We start from the raw sequence: 16,697 nt of genomic DNA on the forward strand, positions 1-16,697 counted from the left end.
GAAGAATACTTCCAGAAAGTTTTTACTCTTGCGTTCTTCTTTGCAACGGCAGTTGCTTCAAGTCGGGAAACCCGCCCAACGCACTGCCTTACCTTTGCGCCTCTGCGGAGATTTTAAAACCTTTATTCACATGGGTGAAAACATAATGAACCTTATTCATCCAACCATAATAGTTTCAACGCTAATTTTCTTATTACTATTGCTTGGTTACATCGGCGTTCCATTATGGGTTTGGTCGCTTTATTTCGCCGTATTACTGGTAACTGTTCATGCGCCTATTTGGATTTGGGGAATTTTTAGCGCGATCGCTCTAATATTAAATATCCCAATTCTGCGGCAAACAATTCTCACCTCACCCTTAATCAAAGCCATTAAAGCTTTTAATTTATTACCAAAAATCTCTGATACCGAACGCGCAGCCATTGAAGCCGGTAATGTTTGGATAGATGGTGAATTCTTCTCTGGTAGACCAAACTTTCAAAGAATTAATCAAGAACCATATCCTCTAGTCACACCAGAACTGCAAGCGTTTCTCGATGGCCCCGTCGAACAAGTTTGTCGGATGGTGAGTGATTGGGAAATTTACCGCCGCAAGGATTTACCGCCGGAAGTTTGGGACTATCTCAAACAAGAACGCTTTTTGGGGATGATGATTCCTCAAGAATATGGCGGTTTGGGATTTTCTAACTTCGCCTATAGCAATGTGATGACAAAGTTAGCATCTCGTTCTTTTACCCATGTCGCTACTGTTGGCGTAACCAACTCATTAGGCCCAGCAAAATTATTACTCCGCTATGGTACACAGGAACAGAAAGATTATTACCTACCGCGCCTTGCACGCGGTGAAGAAATTCCTTGTTTTGCACTGACAGAACCCACTGCTGGGTCAGATGCAGCTAGCATCAAATCTGAAGGAACAGTGTTTAGAGGCGAGGATGGCAAGCTTTACCTGCGGTTGAATTGGAAAAAACGATATATTACCTTAGCTGCGATCGCAACTCTTTTAGGATTAGCTTTCAAATTACGCGACCCGGAAAATTACTTAGGTAAAGGTAAAGAAGTTGGCATTACTTGCGTTTTAATTCCTACAGATACACCTGGCGTAATCATGGGTAGACGGCACGATCCAATGGGTGTGCCTTTCTATAATTCACCCACGGAAGGACATAACGTTATCATTTCCATTGGCCAAATTATCGGCGGTGTGGGACAGGCTGGTAATGGCTGGAAGATGTTGATGCAAAGTCTAGCCGCAGGTAGGGGAATTAGCTTCCCGGCTAGTTGTACGGGCGTAGCAAAGTTAGTAGCGAGAGTTACCAGCGCTCATGCTGTTGTACGGCAACAATTTGGTTTATCGATAGGTCGTTTTGAAGGTGTAGAAGAACCTCTAGCAAGAATTGGCGGTCTAACTTACTTAATGGAGGCTGCGCGAACTTATACTTGCGGTGCGGTAGATAAGGGAGAACAACCTGCGGTAGTTTCTGCGATCGCCAAATACAGTTTGACCGAAATCTCCCGCAAAATCATTAACGACGGTATGGACATTATGGGCGGTGCGGGAATTTGTCGCGGCCCCAGAAATTTATTGGCAAATATTTATACAGCCACACCAATTTCTATCACCGTCGAAGGTGCAAATATTCTCACCCGTACCTTGATGATTTTTGGACAAGGAGCGATTCGCTGTCATCCTTATGTTTATCAGGAAATTACAGCACTCAATCAATCAGATGTTCCGGCTTTCGATCGCGCTTTCTGGCATCATCTAGGGTTGACGGTGCGTAATGCTTTCCGTGCCTTGCTGCTAAATATTACCCGTGGTTATTTAGCGCTTTCTCCAGTTTCAGGTGCAACAGCCAAATACTACCGCAAATTAGACTGGGCATCTGCTACCTTTGCCTTACTAACTGATATTGCTATGTTCTCCTTTGGTGGAACCCTGAAGCGGCGGGAGAAACTCACAGGAAGGTTTGCAGATATTCTCACTTGGATGTATTTAGCAACTGCAACCCTACGACGCTTTGAAGCCGAAGGGCGAAAATCTGAAGACTTAGCTTTTGTTCATTGGGCGATGCAATATGCTTTTGCGCAGATGCAAGAAGCTTTTCAGGGAATTCTCGAAAACTCGCCTGTGCCAGTTTTAGGTAACTTATTGGCTTGGTGGTGGCGACTCAATCCCATCGGTTCTCTACCTACCGATAAACTGGGTAGCGAAGTTGCGCGTAAATTACAAACTCCCGGACAAATACGCGATCGCATTACCGCAGGTATTCATATTCCTAGCAGCAGTGATGAAGCATTGGGACGCTTAGAACGAGCTTTCATGTTGTTATCCCAAGCCGAACCACTCTTTAAAACCATCAAAAACGCCATCCATGCAGGGAAACTACCACAGCAAAAACCTGACGATTTAATTTCCACAGCCCTCAAAGCTGGAGTAATTACAGAGAAAGATGTTGAACTAATCTGTGAAGCAGAGTTTGCTCGTAATGATGCAATTCAAGTAGATTCATTTACTTTAGAGGAGTACATGCAAGGAAGTTCCAGCTTTGCAGATAAAGTAGTAGCTCAAACTGTAGGATAAACCTATTTATAGAGATTTTAGAGATTTTGCAGGCTTCGAGGTGGTTTTGGATATCGAATCATAGATAACACTGATATTTATCGATCTGTGTTATCTGTGGTTCTTTTTTTGCTGATTCTGACCCAAGATACCCCCTTTGTTAAAATTAACTAGCACCAACTTAAATAGCAGCACTTCGAGATAGGAGAATTAATCCAGACAAACTGTGACCGAATTTAATTTACAAGTCCAAGAAAATAGCGAACGCCTCGATCGCTACCTTTCGCAAGAATTACCAGATTTATCCCGTTCCCGTATCCAACAGTTAATCGAACAGGGAAAGGTGCAACTTAACGATCGCGTCTGCACATCCAAAAAAATCAATGTCAAAGCAGGCGATCGCATTACTCTAGAAATACCAGAAGCCCAACCTCTAGAACTAGTAGCAGAAGATATTGCTTTAGATATCCTCTATGAAGATGATCAGCTACTTATTCTCAATAAACCCGCAGGTTTAGTTGTCCATCCTGCACCCGGTCATCCCGATGGTACATTAGTGAATGCCTTATTAGCACACTGTCCCAACCTCCCCGGAATTGGCGGAGTGCAGCGTCCGGGAATTGTCCATCGATTAGATAAGGATACAACCGGAGCGATCGCTATTGCCAAAACAGATTTGGCCTATCAACACCTGCAAGCACAACTGCAAGCCAAAACCGCACGCCGAGAATACTTAGGTGTAGTTTACGGCGCGCCAAAAGCTGAAAGTGGCGTGATAGATTTACCCATCGGTCGCCACCGCCAAGACCGCAAAAAAATGGCAGTCGTTCCTATAGAACAAGGCGGACGTCATGCTGTGACTCATTGGCGAGTACTGGAACGTTTAGGAAATTACACATTAATTCACTTCCAACTCGAAACTGGACGCACCCATCAAATTCGCGTCCACAGTGCCAAAATTGGTCATCCCATTGTTGGCGATCCTGTTTATGGTTCTGGTCGTTCCATTGGTGTAAATTTGCCTGGTCAAGCATTGCACGCTTGGCGACTCCAATTGCAGCATCCTCTATTCGGAAATCTTATTGAAGTTACAGCACCCCCTCCCCAAACTTTTCTGACACTGCTAGAAGTGCTGCGCCGACGTTCTGCTATTTCTTAGCAAGTATTGATATTGCGATCGTATCTCTATAGCCGTTCTCAGTTGGATGCAATACAAAATTATATAGTCGCTGTTAGGGGCACGGCAGTGCCGTGCCCTTACTCCGTGTACTCTTTTAACTTTCAAAAATCTAGAAAACAACTGTTTCCTAACTTACTGGTATTGATTCACCAGCAGATATAACCATTGGGAAATGGTGAACATTAGGCGCGTGCATTGCTTGAATTCCCAAATTCGCCCGATTTACTATATCGGCGTCTGTTCTCAGCACTTCACCACTGCTATCTAAAATCGAGTGATTGAAGTTTAATCCATTGACGTTGAAGGCCATTGTACCCACACCCACAGCCGCAAACCAAACACCCACTGTTGGTAATGCTGCTAGCAGAACGTGAAAAGCGCGGTGATTTCTACTAGCAAACCAAGGAATTAACAAGCGTCCCAAGAAACCGCTATGTCCTGCTTGATAGTGGTAAGTCACATAAGATTGACCAAATTGATAACCTGCACTCGGTGTTTCATCCTCCTGAGTTTTCCTAAAAAGAGTTGATGTCACCAAAGAACCATGCAATGAACTCAATAGTGCGCCACCAAATATCCCAGCAACTCCTAACATATGAAAAGGATGCATCAAGATATTGTGATCGCCTTGGAATGCCAACATAAAGTGAAACGTACCAGCTATTCCTAACGGTAGACCATCAGAAAAGCTACCTTGACCAATAGGATAAACTAGCAACACAGCTGTTGCTGCTGCTACAGGTGCGCTAAACGCCACAGCCAGCCAAGGACGTAGACCTAAATTAACGCTGAGTTCCCAAAGCCTTCCTAGGTAACACCAAATTCCAATCAGAAAGTGCAGCACAATTAGTTGATATGGCCCGCCATTGTAAAGCCATTCATCAACAGAAGCAGCTTCCCAAATTGGGTACAAATGCAGCCCAATTGCCGCAGAAGTTGGTACGACAGCAGCGGTAATGATGTTATTACCACCCATAATAGAACCAATTACAGGTTCTCTAATGCCATCCATATCTACGCTTGGTGCAGCAATAAAGGCGATAACGAAACAAATGCTAGCTGCTAACAGCGTGGGAATCATTAATACACCAAACCATCCAATATACAAGCGATTTTCAGTGCTTGTTACCCATTGGCAAAAGCTATCCCATACTTGAGCAATATTTAATCCACGACGAGGTTGAATGACAGTACTCATGAGTAATACCTCCGATGGACAAATTTTTTAAAGCTAGATGAAGCAATTTAGGCGGAAATTTATCTTTGATGTAATCTTTGGGTTGTTATTGACTTTACAGTCGATAATTCCGCATTTTTATCAACAATCCTCATCATTCCACATTTATTGTTATAGACAAGAAATATGAGAAAGTTGTGAGGAAAACATTTAATATCTATGAAAGTTAGCGGCAGACAGAGATAGTCACTCACACTTCTTCCCAAACTTTCAATCAGAAGTTTTAAACTTTTTTATCGATATTAGTAAAATTTCTTACTTATCATTTGGCTCAAAGATGAGTAAGTCATTATCAAATAATCAAAATATGTTACGCAATGTAAATAGAATTGAAGGCTTTACCGATGAAAATTGAGAGTGAATTGCTCACAAGTTCCTCAAATTCTTCTGCTAATTGTAAAGTATAGCCGGATTACAGTTGCTATCAATTGCTTGCTAATTGTTCAATTTGGAGGCATCGCTAAAATGAAGGAAAAACGCCTCTCTGCTTATCTAGATTTAATTCAAGCACTTCTCACCTGTCCCGATGGAGAGGAGTGGAATTTGTTGCACCAGCATGAAGAACTTGTAAACACAGAATTTGTGCAAGTAATGGAACAAGTTGCTCAACAAATAGCTAGTGATGGAAACTTGGATGTAGCAAAGTTTTTATACTATTGGGTAGAGCAATTAAATCATGTATTGATGCAAGCTGGAAATGCCCAACATCATGAAGACACAATCCAACCTTATTTAAACTTAATTCAAACATTATTAGACTGTCCCAATGGCAAGGAAGGTGAAGTTTTAGCAGCGAATAAAGATTTAGTTGACTCGCGTTTTGTTCATCTTTTAAGGCAAGTTGCAAAGCAAATGGCGACACGCGGTGCAAATAGTACTGCTATTTACTTAAGTAATTTGGCTACACAAATAAGTAGAAAATTGGCGCAACAAGCAGATATTCTCAAACCCAAGCTTGAGCAAAAACCGAAAATTAAATATCCTACAAACAACGAGCAACTTCAAGAAGATTCGCAACTAGGAGAATTATCATCTGGCTTAAATAACAACTATAGTCATCTCAATTCCAGAGCCAATTCTGTTGTTGCAACTCCAACCGAATACAATACTTTAAGCAATCAGCATTTACAGAAAGCAGCTAATACAATTGCTGAGTCTCTAACAAATTCTCCAACATCGCCAGCAAGTGAGTTAAAGGATAAACAAGTATTAGAAACTTCATCAATTGTTAAATCTGATAACTCCAATAACAAACGGCTTGATGAAATATTAGTTGAAATATCCCAATCTTTAAGTAAGCTGGAGAGCATATTAAGTTCGCGCTTGCAAACGCCAAATCCATTGTGGTACATGGATGTATTAGAACGTGCCCAATCTTCTAACTGGTTGCTAACAAGTGAAGAAATAGAAAAGTTAATCGGAGTCAAACCTAAATGTGAAGCTGGTCAAGATTCATTTCAACGCGGCTGTTGGATTTTTACAAAAGCTGGAAAGATGGGTTTGCAAACTGCATGGCGAATTTCTAAATGATAATTTTTGTGGGGTGATTGTATGCAAACTAGTGTGAAATATGACCTAGAAGTTCTTAAAGAAGAAGCCCGTCAGCTAGTGAACAAAGGAGTAATTCAACGCAACGAGCCAATTTATGCATTATGTAAGTTTATTCCTGGTCGTGATTGGGTTTGTGTAGAGTTGGAATTAGAAAAAAATGAGTTTTTATTACGCGATAAAATCATTGACTTGTTAGCAAATGAACGATGGAATGAAGACTAAAAAAGTTCACAGTAAACAAAAACGCAAAGCCACTCTTCGCGCTTTGCGTTTTTTCGTGAAATATTCTCTTAAGCTACTTACACCATTTCTGATGAAGTCTGTACTACTGGCTGAGGCTGAGGCTGGAACATGAACAAGGAGTAAACCACATCTCGGCGGATGTTGACCATCATATCCAAGAAGAGTTCATAACCTTCGCTCTTGTACTCAATCAGCGGGTCTTTTTGTCCGTAACCACGCAATCCTACCGATTCGCGTAAGGCATCCATTTGTTGTAGGTGTTCTCGCCACAGAGTATCAATCCGTTGCAAAATAAAGAAGCGTTCAGCTTGCCGCATTAATCCAGGCTGAATTTGATCGATTTGGGCTTCTTTAATGTCGTAGGCAATTCTTACCTGTTCGTGGAGAAAAGCTTTAATTTCGGCTACAGCCATATCTTCTAATTGATTTGGCTGTAAGTCTCCCAACAGATAAACAAATTCTTTGACTTTTTCCACCAACTTTTCTAACTCCCACTCTTCCGAGGGCAAGTCAGGGTTGATGTAGTAGTCAACAATTTCGCTCATCGTTTTTTCGGCGTAGGTGATTACCTGTTCTTTCAGATCTTGACCTTCTAGTACCCGACGGCGTTCGGCGTAGATGGCACGACGTTGATTGTTCATCACCTCGTCGTATTCAAACACCTGCTTCCGGATGTCGTAGTAGTAAGTTTCGACTTTTTTCTGTGCGCCTTCCAAACTGCGGGTAAGCATCCCCGATTCGATGGGCATATCTTCTTCAACGTTGAAAGCATTCATTAAGCCAGCAACGCGATCGCCACCGAATATCCGTAGTAAGTTATCTTCTAAACTCAGGAAGAATCTCGTGGAACCAGGGTCGCCTTGTCTACCAGCGCGTCCCCGCAACTGGTTGTCAATGCGTCGCGATTCGTGACGTTCTGTACCGATTACGTGCAAACCGCCTAATTCTACTACTTCTTCGTGTTCGCGGGTCGTGAATTGCTCGTATTCTTGCTTGATTTGGTTATAAGCTGCCCGTAATTTTTGAATTACAGGGTCATCAATGGGGGCTTTTTCAGCAGCGACAGCTACTTTTTCTTCTGCTTCTAATTCTGGTAAGCTGCGATCGCCATACTCACGCACCGCCAATTCCACTGCTTCTTTTAATTGTTGCTCTGTTTGTTTGCTCAACTGAGTGGGGAAAATTTCTGGCGAAGCTTTCCAAGTTTTGACTTTTTTACCAGGAACAAATCCTTGACCGCTACCACTTCCACTTGGCAAACCAGCAGCTCTTTGGATACCAAAGCTATCCTCATCTTCTGGTTGGACAATCCGAGGCATAAAATATTCGCGCAGCTTCAGACGGGCCATGTATTCGGAGTTACCACCAAGGATAATGTCAGTACCTCTACCAGCCATGTTTGTGGCGATAGTTACAGCACCTCTGCGCCCAGCCTGAGCCACAATTTCTGCTTCCCGTTCCACGTTTTCTGGGCGGGCGTTGAGCAACTCGTGGGGAATTTCCATTTCTTTGAGCAGTTCGCTCAAATACTCCGATTTTTCCACACTTGTGGTGCCTACTAGCACAGGCCTGCCAAGTTCGTGCATTTCTCCACATTCTCGCGCGATCGCTCGCCATTTGCCCGGTTCTGTCTTAAACACCATGTCAGACAAGTCTTGGCGTCTTCTGATCCGGTTAGTAGGAATGATTGTAACTTCAAGTTTGTAAATTTTTTCAAACTCTGCTTCTTCTGTCTTTGCCGTTCCGGTCATCCCACCCAGTTTGGGATAGAGCAAGAACAAGTTTTGATAGGTAATTGTTGCTAGAGTTTGAGTTTCTGGCTGAATTTCTACGTGTTCTTTGGCTTCAATTGCTTGGTGCAATCCATCACTCCAGCGCCTTCCCGGAAGCACCCGCCCAGTAAATTCATCTACGATTACCACTTCCCCGTTACGGACAATGTAGTTTACGTCCTTGAGGAAAAGTTCTTTGGCTTTAATCGCATTAAATACAAAGTGTGCCCACGGATCTTCTGGGTCAAATAAATCTGTTACACCTAAAAGCTGTTCTGCTTCTGCAAAGCCTTCATCTGTCAACAGCACGTTACGAGCTTTTTCATCTACCTCGTAATGCTCATCTTTTTTCAAAGTGAAGGCAATTTCCGCAGCTTGTAAATATTTTTCTGTAGGTCTTTCTACCTGTCCAGAAATAATTAATGGTGTGCGTGCCTCATCAATTAAAATCGAGTCTACTTCGTCGATAACACAATAATTGAAAGGGCGTTGCACCACATCTGCCATTGATGTGGCCATATTATCCCGCAGGTAATCAAAACCTACTTCACTGTTTGTGACATAAGTAATATCACAGTCGTAATTTTTCTGGCGCTCGCTGGGAATCATGCTCGCCTGAATTAGCCCCACACTCAAACCTAGGAAGCGATGCACCTGTCCCATCCACTCCGCGTCCCGACGAGCCAGGTAATCGTTCACAGTCACAACGTGGACACCTTTACCTGTCAGAGCATTGAGATAACTCGGCAATGTCGCCACTAGGGTTTTACCTTCCCCAGTCTTCATTTCCGCGATTTGCCCAGTGTGTAGAATAATACCGCCCAACAACTGTACATCAAAGTGCCGCAAGCCTAAGACTCGCCTACCTGCTTCCCGAACTACCGCAAAAGCTTCCGGCAGGATATCATCTAGGGTTTCCCCTTTGGCAAGCCGCTGTTTAAATTCTCCTGTTTTGCCTTTCAATTCATCATCGGAAAGGGCTTTAATTTCTTCCTCTAAGAGGTTAATTTCCGTAATGTAAGGTTGGTATTTTTTAAGTTTACGAGCGTTGGGATCGCCCAACAAGTTTTTTAGCATGGCAGGTTATGGCACTAAATAAAGGGGGATGGGAATTAAAGTTTCGGCATAGATTATAAAAATTTAACCCAACCCAGCCCTTTTGGTTGTTGATGGGTATGAAATGAGTATTAACTCACAAACAGCAAAAAGGCTGGCCAATCAGTTTACTAAATGATTGGTTTTATTTCATATCTTATGTTTGGACTTTATTCATAGTATCATTTCACCCCCAGCTGAGGCAGAGAACGCCGACCATGCTCAAGTAGCGATTTCCCCCATCCAGAGATTAGTTATTGTATCCTCTGTTTTGTCTTATGTGCTCATGGTGAGTTCTCCATTTCTGGACTCAGGCGGCGGAAATTGTACTCTCCAGCGCTAGGATGACAGCTAACACAGCTACTAATTTGAACGGGGCGTGGTAGCTTAACTTTGGGATGCAAAGCTTTGAAATAACGTGAGTTATTCAAGCGATAAGCTGTTTCTTCGTCTTTTCGTTGGGGACGCGAGAAAGTTTGGAGATACTTCCAAACTAAGATGCGTGGCGGATCGACTAAAGGCTGTAGCTGTACGCCGTAGTGCTGCGAGTCTTCTAAGAGATTTTTCCAGGTTTGGGTGGGTAAAACAGCTGGCGGTAAAGCTATATGACAAGTTGCACAGTTTTCTAAATACAATTCTTGCCCCAGTTTATATTGGGCAGGCACTACATCAACAGTGCCAATTTCCGAGTTAGGAGTAGCACCTTGAACGTTGCTAGCTAGGGCTAAAAGCCAACCCATAGCAAGACTCCACACCAATACAATCAACAGTAAACCGAAAGGTTGGCGTTTAATTAGGCGATCGCTTTTAGGGCGTGATTTCCGCTTGACAAGATTTGACATTCCTCACATTCCCAAATTCTTAGCTGTAGCACTGATATTACCGACGCTCAAATTTTTGCATATGTTCTTCCTGTAAGAGAGAGAAAATTCGGTAAACTTTGGCAGTTAATCAAACTCAAGTTTAAATACGGAGATTGGGGAACCCTCTCATATGAGTGGCTCCCCAACCTACAAAAATTCAATTCTCACAAATTTTGCGGCGTCGTATACTTAGGGAATGGGAAGCGATCGCAATAATCGCTCGACAACACTTCTCGCGCTACGGCCTCCCCTAGCAATCAGGCGATGGCAAAGAACGTGAGGCGCAAGAAATTTCACGTCATCGGGAATGGCATAATCACGCCCTAAAATAAAAGCTAGTGCTTGAGTAGCTTTTTGTAACGCCACCGTACCGCGAGGACTGACACCAAGAGAAATTTCCTCATCCTGTCTTGTAGCCCTTACCAATTCTAAAATGTACTGTTGTAAAGAAGTTTCCACTCTTACCTGAGAGCAGAATTGGCGCAATTGAGCTACTTCTGCCAAGGTAATGCAAGCCTGTAAATCATCAACTTTGATATTATCTGCCAGATTTTGCAACATTTGCAGTTCTTCTGTCTCGGAAGGATAGCCCAAACTCAAAGACAGCATAAACCGATCCATCTGCGCTTCTGGTAAAGGAAAAGTACCTTGATACTCTATTGGGTTCTGGGTAGCAATCACAAAGAACGGTGTAGGAACAGCACGCGAGACACCATCAACTGTGACTTGATGTTCTTCCATCACTTCTAGCAAAGCTGACTGAGTACGAGGTGTAGCGCGGTTGATTTCGTCAGCTAGCAGCACATTAGCAAATATGGGGCCAGGAAGAAAGCTAAATTCGCCGCTTTTTGGGTTCCAAATGTTGGTGCCAGTGATATCAGTAGGCAGTAAGTCAGGGGTACATTGTAGCCGTTGAAACTTACCATCAACTGAACGAGCCAAGGATTTAGCTAGGAGAGTTTTACCAACACCAGGGACATCTTCTAGCAAAGCATGACCGCCCCCTAAAAGAGCGACTAGCACCAAACGTATTGCATCTGTTTTACCAACGATGGTACGAGACAGGTTTTGTGTTAGAGCGTCAATTTTTTCTCTCATGCACCACATAATTGGGGAATTGGGGATTAGGCATAGGGCATGAGGCAAGAGTCCAGAGTCAATAGTCAAGGGTCAAAGTTTAAGCATTTCTTTCCCCTTGCTCCCTGCCTCCCTGCTTCCTTGTCCCTAGTCCCCTTTAGTTTTCCCAATCAGCGTTCACAACTCATCACTCAGAGAGTAAAACTTCTTTAGCGACAGTGCAATCAAGTTGAATTTGCGTTTTTAGAGCTTCGAGAGAAGCAAATTTTTGTTCGGGGCGGAGAAATTGTACTATCTGCACAGCCAGCTTTTTACCATACAAATCTCCCGACCAATCGAACAAATGAACTTCCACAGATGTATCCGTACCATCGACTGTGGGACGATTCCCGATATTCATTACTCCTAATTGGGGATGAACCGCATCTGGTGTTTCATCGAGAATGGAAACGCGAACAGCATAAACACCTAGGCGCGGCAAAAACTTATCTTTTGGTAGTTGGAGGTTAGCTGTAGGAAAGCCAATAGTTCTACCAAGTTGTTTACCTTGAATCACAACACCAAAAAGAGTGTAATGACGTCCTAGGAGAAGATTGGCGCTTTTGATATCCCCATTTTCTAGGGTGTGGCGAATTAGTGAAGTGCTAATTGGCGGCTCTTGAGTTGGAGGAATGCTGAGACAATTAGTGTCTTCTGGCAATTTATCGCTACCTGCATAAGTTTCTAAGGCAACAATTGTTACAGGGATATCATACTTAGCGGCGAGTAATTGTAAATCCTTGGCTGTACCAGTGCGCTGTTTGCCAAAACAAAAATCTTGCCCCACACTAAGTTGCTGACATCGCAGTTTTTGTATGAGAATCTTTTCTACGAAATCTTCCGGAGATAAAGCAGATAATTCTTTATCAAAGGGCAATAGTACCAGCTGTTCTATCCCCAGCGATCGCAATTGTTCAACTTTCTCATCAAGTGGAGTTAGTAACGCACGGGGTTGTCCCGAAAAAAACTCCTGTGGATGGGGATGAAAAGTGACAACAGTTGAGTAAATATGTTCTTGTGTTGGTGAGAGTTCTACTAAATTTCTTTCATCTGCGACCAACTTTTGCTCGTCCAACCCAGTCTCTGGGACTTGTCTTTTTGCCCGCTGCAAAACTGGTTGGATAACTCTTCGATGACCAAGATGCACGCCATCAAATTTGCCAAGAGCAACAGCAGTTGGCGTTAGTAGCTCTTCGGTCGCAGAAGCAACCCACACAGAACACCCATTTTGAGACAAATTTAGCACGTGGATTCTGGGATTTTAGGTTTATTTAGCTATCAGCCACAAGCTACCCTATGGGTAACTGCCAACAGAAGTACACACTTTAGGAATGGCACGCGACTCTACTGATTGTAAAACCGGAGCCTTTGGGCTGCTTACTTTGACATTTTGTGCCATCAGCCGATGTGTTTACACTAACTCCTTTGGCTAGTAGCGAAAGCATATCTGGCGGGAAGTCGCAAGCGTAAGTGGCTTGTGCTGTCAGTTTAACCGCTTTTTGCTGAGTCCAGAGAACCCCACACCAAAGCCAAAAAGGCTCTAGCTGTAAATTTTGGGTTATGGCGAGTATTTTACCCTTTCAGCCCTAACAGAGATAGTCTGAGGGCATTTATGCTTCTCTGGTGAACCCGCACAAGAATTCTTCGGTTTTCGCAGTTTAGCCAAAGTAACTCTCCCGCTGAGAGCTTTTGATCGCTAATCTAATCTAAAATCTACCATCGGTGCGACAGCTAGCTTTACACAGAAAAGTTGCTTACTGGGCAAGATTCTGATAAAGAAACAGAAACAGGAATATTGAGCACCATTCCTTCCCTAGCCATGATTGCGTTTGGAAATTGCTCAACTACTTGTTTACCTATATCATCCAAAAAATCATCGTTGTGTGCGGGGTCATGGTGAAAAATTACCAAAGTCTTGACTTTAGCAGCTTTAGCCACCTTCACAGCTTCTTGCCAAGTAGAATGTCCCCAACCAATTCTAGGCGATGTTCGAGAACTGTACTCGTCATCTGTATACGTAGAATCGTAGATGAGGATATCAGCGTTACGAGCTAGCCACAGGACATTTTCATCCAAGCGATCGGGAAAATGTTCTGTGTCGGTAATATAAGCAGCAGCACCATCACGCCAGTTGACTCGATATCCTATAGCTTCACCTGGATGATTGAGTGGCGCTGTTTCTACGATAATGTCATTGATGTGTATTGCTTGCCCCGCAGTAATGTCACAAAAATTCAAATTTGCCTGCATAATTTGCAAAGGCACAGGAAAATTAGGGTGAAGCATTTGGTCATTGAGGCGCTGTTCAATTGTGGAACCATCAGGAGCAATTGCGCCGTAGATCTTAAAACTGTTCCCCTGGATAAACCCTGGAGCAAAGAACGGAAATCCCTGCATATGGTCCCAGTGGGAGTGGGTGAAAAATATATGACCTTCTATCGGCATTTGGTGCAATAGAGATTGCCCCAAAACATGTAGTCCGGTTCCACCATCGAAAATTAAGCGTTTTCCGCCTACTTGCATGGCAATGCAAGGGGTATTACCGCCATAACGCACGGTGTGTGGCCCTGGACTGGGGATGCTGCCGCGAACGCCCCAAAATTGCACGGTAAATTGGTTATCTAACCTAGACATGGGTGTTGCTTGCTGGACTGAGCGGGCGATCAATAAAACAAATTGCTACTTATTTTTGTTAAGTTTATACGGTCTTACCATTTTGGTAGCGGAGAATTTCTTGGTAAAACAGCATACACTTTTTAAGGCTAGTTTTGTAAACCTGAGTGAGAGATTACTAAGCACAAGCCTTAAGTTGTTTGGGCTTAAGTTTAGCAGTGAGATCGAGAGCGTTTCTACTTTATAGCTTAAATTTGGCAATAATGGATTTAACTACCTCCAGAGTTTCAAAGTTTTCTTTAGGTAACAAAGTTTTTACGGAAATTTAAATTCCCACTCTGACAATTGATTAATTCCAGTTGCATAAGTGAGGTTGTATTGTAATGGCGTTATACTAATGTAGTTTTTACGGATAACATGCACGTCAATGGGTATGTTTTGAGGTAATTTCAAGCCTTCTGGAGGTTCTATGTCTTCAAGAACTTCACCAGTTAACCAGTAGTAGGTTTTACCACGAGGATCGATTCGCTTGTCAAAAACATCAACGTAGCGCCGCACTCCCTGACGAGTGATTGTGACTCCAGCAATTTCTTCCCAGGCTACTGGGGGAATATTCACATTGAGCAACATTAACTCAGGCAGGGGTTTTGCTGCCAGTTGTGCGACTAGAATTTGGGCAAAGCGAGCAGCAACTTGAAAGTCTTTAGATGTATGACTGGCAAGGCTGAGGGCAACGCTAGGAAGACCTTCAATTATACCTTCCATAGCAGCAGACACAGTTCCGGAATAGAGAATTTCCGTCCCTAAATTAGCTCCTTGATTAATGCCAGAGAGTACCAAGTCAGGAGGTGACTCTAACAAAGCCCAAAGTGCTAATTTCACACAGTCTGAGGGGGTGCCATCGCACGCCCAAGCTTTGACTGCGGGATGAAAAATGGACTCGACAATTTCCGCACGAATTGGTTGGTGTAAAGTTAATCCATGTCCAGTTGCCGATCGCTCTCGATCTGGGCAAACTACAGTTACATCATGACCTGCCTCTGCCAAGCTGTTGGCTAAGGTACGAATACCCAAGGCAGAAACTCCGTCATCATTGCTAATGAGTAATTTCATCGTTATTGGTTATTAGTCATTGGTCATTAGTCATTAGTTATTTGATATTAGACATTTGTCAATGTCTGGTGTCACAAGCATTAGGCAAAAAAACATTCTCACACACCTAATCACCTCTAAACTGGTAAACAGAGGTTTGGTTTTGATCCTTGCCTTTGACCTGTTAAGGTCATATTACTAAGGTCACTGGTAATTATGTTCTCAGTTCTAGAAATAATGACCAATGACAAATGACAAATGACTAATAACTAATGACTAGCAATTTAGAGGCTCAACTTTTAGCACTACGGCAGGAAGGAGAAAAAGCGATCGCAGCCGCTGATACCTTGGAACGCCTGGAAGAACTCAGAGTCAATTATCTGGGTAAAAAAGGGCAACTTGGGGCACTGTTGCGAAGTATGGGGCAAATGAGTGCAGAGGAACGCCCAAAAATTGGGGCGATCGCCAATACTGTTAAAGAATCGTTACAAAATAGCTTAGACAAGCAGCGCACTACCCTAGAAACTGCTCAAATTCAAGCTCAGTTAGAGGCTGAAACTCTGGATGTGACCATGCCAGGAATTTATCGCCCCCAAGGTCGTATCCATCCTCTAAATGGCATTATTGACCGGGCGCTGGATATCTTTGTTGGCATGGGCTACACCGTAGCTCAAGGGCCAGAGATGGAAACAGATTACTACAATTTTGAGGCGCTGAATACTCCGCCCGATCACCCAGCCCGTGATATGCAGGATACTTTCTACCTGCCAGATGGTAATCTCCTGCGTACTCATACATCTTCAGTGCAAATCCGTTACATGGAAACTGAGGAACCACCAATCCGGGTGGTTGCACCAGGGCGCGTTTACCGTCGAGATAATGTAGATGCTACTCATTCGGCAGTTTTTCATCAAATCGAGCTTTTAGCTATTGATGAGGGACTGACATTTACAGACCTCAAGGGTGCGATTAAGGTGTTTCTCCAAGCGATGTTTGGCGATCTGCCAATTCGCTTCCGTGCTAGTTATTTTCCATTTACAGAACCTTCAGCTGAAGTTGATTTGCAATGGAATGGGCGCTGGCTGGAAGTTATGGGTTGCGGTATGGTCGATCCAAATGTGCTGAAATCTGTGGGTTATGACCCTGAGATTTATACCGGATTTGCTGCGGGTTTCGGTGTGGAACGCTTTGCGATGGTTCTACACCAAATAGATGATATTCGTCGTTTGTACGCCAGCGATTTGCGGTTTTTGCAGCAATTTTAGGCAACCGTCAATAGTCAATAGTCCAGAGTGATTGTTGACTTTTGACTCTGAAAAAGTAGAAAAATTAATATAAATTAATGAACCGCAGAGACAGGGTGAGACAGCGC

12 protein-coding genes are annotated in these 16,697 nt (G+C 43.3%); 5 read left to right on the forward strand and 7 right to left on the reverse strand.

Annotated elements, in window-relative coordinates; genetic code table 11:
- Positions 1–145 precede the first annotated feature (145 nt).
- The gene (locus AACU33_RS25570; RefSeq protein ID WP_096595383.1) at positions 146–2,584 is read left to right on the forward strand and encodes an acyl-CoA dehydrogenase; all 2,439 of its coding nucleotides are present in this window, start codon (positions 146–148) and stop codon (positions 2,582–2,584) included.
- Between the two features lie 205 nt (positions 2,585–2,789).
- Positions 2,790–3,722 carry an RluA family pseudouridine synthase gene (locus AACU33_RS25575; protein WP_096591877.1) on the forward strand — a complete coding sequence of 311 codons (933 nt, stop codon included), beginning with the start codon at positions 2,790–2,792 and terminating at the stop codon, positions 3,720–3,722.
- A gap of 148 nt (positions 3,723–3,870) precedes the next feature.
- Here AACU33_RS25575 and AACU33_RS25580 read toward each other — a convergent pair whose 3' ends face one another.
- Entirely contained in the window at positions 3,871–4,941 is a 1,071-nt protein-coding gene (locus AACU33_RS25580; protein WP_096591880.1) for a Photosystem Q(B) protein 1, read from the reverse strand.
- Between the two features lie 504 nt (positions 4,942–5,445).
- Between AACU33_RS25580 and AACU33_RS25585 the strand changes: the two genes are divergently transcribed.
- Both AACU33_RS25585 and AACU33_RS25590 read left to right on the forward strand, forming a co-directional pair.
- The gene (locus tag AACU33_RS25585; protein ID WP_339376286.1) at positions 5,446–6,510 is read left to right on the forward strand and encodes a hypothetical protein; all 1,065 of its coding nucleotides are present in this window, start codon (positions 5,446–5,448) and stop codon (positions 6,508–6,510) included.
- A 21-nt stretch (positions 6,511–6,531) separates the two neighbouring features.
- Complete coding sequence (locus AACU33_RS25590) at positions 6,532–6,753, forward strand: DUF4327 family protein (RefSeq protein WP_096591883.1); 222 nt, start codon at positions 6,532–6,534, stop codon at positions 6,751–6,753.
- Between the two features lie 77 nt (positions 6,754–6,830).
- On the opposite strand, the gene secA is transcribed toward AACU33_RS25590, so the two are convergent.
- The 6 genes from secA to surE form a co-directional block, all read right to left on the reverse strand.
- On the reverse strand, positions 6,831–9,623 hold the full coding sequence (gene secA, locus AACU33_RS25595; protein ID WP_096591885.1) for a preprotein translocase subunit SecA: 2,793 nt from the start codon (positions 9,621–9,623) through the stop codon (positions 6,831–6,833).
- 302 nt (positions 9,624–9,925) lie between these two features.
- Positions 9,926–10,483 carry a cytochrome C gene (locus AACU33_RS25600; protein ID WP_096591888.1) on the reverse strand — a complete coding sequence of 186 codons (558 nt, stop codon included), beginning with the start codon at positions 10,481–10,483 and terminating at the stop codon, positions 9,926–9,928.
- Between the two features lie 210 nt (positions 10,484–10,693).
- Positions 10,694–11,602, reverse strand: a complete 909-nt coding sequence (locus AACU33_RS25605) for an AAA family ATPase (protein WP_096591890.1) — start codon at positions 11,600–11,602, stop codon at positions 10,694–10,696.
- A 166-nt stretch (positions 11,603–11,768) separates the two neighbouring features.
- On the reverse strand, positions 11,769–12,866 hold the full coding sequence (locus AACU33_RS25610; protein ID WP_096591893.1) for a bifunctional riboflavin kinase/FAD synthetase: 1,098 nt from the start codon (positions 12,864–12,866) through the stop codon (positions 11,769–11,771).
- Positions 12,867–13,357: 491 nt separating this feature from the next.
- Positions 13,358–14,254, reverse strand: a complete 897-nt coding sequence (locus tag AACU33_RS25615; protein WP_096591896.1) for an MBL fold metallo-hydrolase — start codon at positions 14,252–14,254, stop codon at positions 13,358–13,360.
- A gap of 294 nt (positions 14,255–14,548) precedes the next feature.
- Positions 14,549–15,346 carry a 5'/3'-nucleotidase SurE gene (gene surE / locus AACU33_RS25620; protein WP_096591898.1) on the reverse strand — a complete coding sequence of 266 codons (798 nt, stop codon included), beginning with the start codon at positions 15,344–15,346 and terminating at the stop codon, positions 14,549–14,551.
- 251 nt (positions 15,347–15,597) lie between these two features.
- Between surE and pheS the strand changes: the two genes are divergently transcribed.
- A complete protein-coding gene (pheS, locus tag AACU33_RS25625) occupies positions 15,598–16,590 on the forward strand; it encodes a phenylalanine--tRNA ligase subunit alpha (protein WP_096591900.1) in 993 nt (330 codons plus the stop codon).
- The last annotated feature ends 107 nt before the right edge of the window (positions 16,591–16,697 follow it).

Source organism: Calothrix sp. NIES-2098 (assembly GCF_963875125.1).
Lineage (GTDB): Bacteria > Cyanobacteriota > Cyanobacteriia > Cyanobacteriales > Nostocaceae > Aulosira.

Excerpts from the sequence above, each read along its gene's own strand:
- AACU33_RS25570 (WP_096595383.1), top strand. The coding sequence starts at position 146 with ATGAACCTTATTCATCCAACCATAATAGTTTCAACGCTAATTTTCTTA.
- AACU33_RS25580 (WP_096591880.1), bottom strand. The coding sequence starts at position 4,941 with ATGAGTACTGTCATTCAACCTCGTCGTGGATTAAATATTGCTCAAGTA.
- AACU33_RS25585 (WP_339376286.1), top strand. The coding sequence starts at position 5,446 with ATGAAGGAAAAACGCCTCTCTGCTTATCTAGATTTAATTCAAGCACTT.
- AACU33_RS25590 (WP_096591883.1), top strand. The coding sequence starts at position 6,532 with ATGCAAACTAGTGTGAAATATGACCTAGAAGTTCTTAAAGAAGAAGCC.
- secA (WP_096591885.1), bottom strand. The coding sequence starts at position 9,623 with ATGCTAAAAAACTTGTTGGGCGATCCCAACGCTCGTAAACTTAAAAAA.
- AACU33_RS25600 (WP_096591888.1), bottom strand. The coding sequence starts at position 10,483 with ATGTCAAATCTTGTCAAGCGGAAATCACGCCCTAAAAGCGATCGCCTA.
- AACU33_RS25605 (WP_096591890.1), bottom strand. The coding sequence starts at position 11,602 with ATGAGAGAAAAAATTGACGCTCTAACACAAAACCTGTCTCGTACCATC.
- AACU33_RS25615 (WP_096591896.1), bottom strand. The coding sequence starts at position 14,254 with ATGTCTAGGTTAGATAACCAATTTACCGTGCAATTTTGGGGCGTTCGC.
- surE (WP_096591898.1), bottom strand. The coding sequence starts at position 15,346 with ATGAAATTACTCATTAGCAATGATGACGGAGTTTCTGCCTTGGGTATT.
- pheS (WP_096591900.1), top strand. The coding sequence starts at position 15,598 with ATGACTAGCAATTTAGAGGCTCAACTTTTAGCACTACGGCAGGAAGGA.